Below are 1,865 nucleotides of genomic sequence, written 5' to 3'. Positions count from 1 at the left end.
CAGGACGCCATGGAGTGGGCGGTGGCCGAGGGCATCCTCACCGGCAAGAACGGCTCGGCTCTGGATCCCCAGGGCACTGCCAGCCGCGCTGAGGTAGCCACCATGCTCATGCGCTTTACCCGGGAGCAAAACGGCTGAGTTTATGCTTTGCCCCATCCGTTTGGCTGGAAGGCCCATGAAATGATATTTCATGGGCCTTCCCACTTAAAAATGCTCAAACGTTTACTTAATAATTATTTATCTGATAAACAGAATGAAGATTCTAAAGAAAACATAGTGTGGTAAGATTTTGCGCGAGGTTAAGAATTATGGAATCTATTTTTATAAAATTTCTGCTTCTGATCGCGTACTTTTGTCTCATGACATTTATAACCAACTGTGTTGCGGACAAAAGAAGTTTCTTCCCGGTTTGGATACGGGACAACACCAGAGCTAAGCTGCTCATATTTTCAATTAAGTGGCCTGTGATCAGCATTTTTGTAATCCCGATGCAGGTGATTCTCTATGTGATCACATTGATTCGAATCATTCTGATTCTGGCGCCGCCATTTGAGACAATTGTTTTATTTGACCGTACCTTTACCCCCGACCGGTTTTGGATGCTGCTCATCTCAATCCATTGGCTGATTGCAATGGTGGGCATAGTGGAAACCAATATTAAGGGCAGATACTAGGTATTGATCTGAAAAACGGGTGGGAGTGTATGAACTTATTTGGGTTAAAGCGATTTTTGTGTCATGTAAAATATGATATGCCCATACCGCCCACGGGGCTGGATTTTTTCAGTATGACGGCCAGGCAGGGCGAGGAACATTTTGAATGGTTTATGAGCAAGATCCCTGAGCGTATGGACTATTTGAAAGCCCGCTGCGCGAAGGATCTGAAGCTGTCCGTCACCGAACTGGACTACTCGGCGGAATCCCTGATATTGCTGTGGCGCTGGTTTTTGAAAACGGCCCGAATGGAAAGGACGCCGAAGGAAGAGATCGAAAAGATGAAGGAAGGCGCCAAAATATTTGGTAAATCCTTTATCAACCGAACGCAGTTTACTGCTACTACGGAGTATATCATACGTGATATCGGGATGTACGTTGGACAGTGCTTTGTTTTGAACTATCCTCAGTTGTACTGGAGCTATGAAAAAAAGGGCAGAAGCAAAGTCTATGTCAGTGTTACGGTCAACCAGCCGCGCATTTCCGGGTTCCGCGTTTGCTACAAAGGAAAGGAGAGTGGTATAAACTTTGTACCGATCCATATGGTCCACGTGCAAGCGGCCAACTTCTTTGACCATACACAGAAGGAAATTGATTTGTACAGGGTTTACAAATATTGGGAGAATAATGTTCCAAAAGAAAACGTTTAGCGGGCCAGCCGCCGGAATCATCCGATTCCGGCGGCTGGCTTACGTTTGATTTATTTAAATTGACCAAACTGTATAAAAACAAAATAGGACGATATTGATTGAATAATGGATAGAAAGAGTGAATTTCAATCCATAATCAGGAATAAAGCAGTTGGACAAAAATAAGAAAATGCACAATATATACAAAAGAATTCTATTATTGGGAAATGGGTTGACAGATCTGTAAAAAAATATTAGCATACTAGTGAACGTAAACGATAAATCTTCTGCTTGGATATTTGCCTGTTTTTTAGCGGAGAAAGTAAAAAGACTAGAAGAGAAAAAATATACTTGAATTAAAACGTTCTAATATAACATAAGTGCCATGAAAATACGGTGTTCATACTGTATATATTCATTTTGAAAAGGTTTAAGAGAATGGAACCATGAAAAGAACGACAGGACGTGTAACGCTAAAAGATGTGGCAACGAAGGCAGGAGTTTCGGTGTCCACAGCACATCT

Annotated in this window: 2 protein-coding genes; both read left to right on the top strand. The window is 42.4% G+C overall.

Annotated features, from left to right (window positions below; translation table 11 throughout):
• Nucleotides 1-9 precede the first annotated feature (9 nt).
• Entirely contained in the window at nucleotides 10-138 is a 129-nt protein-coding gene (locus WMO45_RS13595) for an S-layer homology domain-containing protein (protein ID WP_349141430.1), read from the top strand.
• A 565-nt stretch (nucleotides 139-703) separates the two neighbouring features.
• Nucleotides 704-1,363, top strand: coding sequence for a hypothetical protein (locus WMO45_RS13590; protein WP_349141429.1), 660 nt, complete (start codon nucleotides 704-706; stop codon nucleotides 1,361-1,363).
• The last annotated feature ends 502 nt before the right edge of the window (nucleotides 1,364-1,865 follow it).

Origin of the sequence: Flavonifractor hominis (assembly GCF_040095835.1) — a bacterium.
Lineage (GTDB): Bacteria > Bacillota > Clostridia > Oscillospirales > Oscillospiraceae > Flavonifractor > Flavonifractor hominis.
This window is presented reverse-complemented; position numbering and strand designations above follow the sequence as displayed.

Excerpts from the sequence above, each read along its gene's own strand:
- WMO45_RS13595 (WP_349141430.1), top strand. The coding sequence starts at position 10 with ATGGAGTGGGCGGTGGCCGAGGGCATCCTCACCGGCAAGAACGGCTCG.
- WMO45_RS13590 (WP_349141429.1), top strand. The coding sequence starts at position 704 with ATGAACTTATTTGGGTTAAAGCGATTTTTGTGTCATGTAAAATATGAT.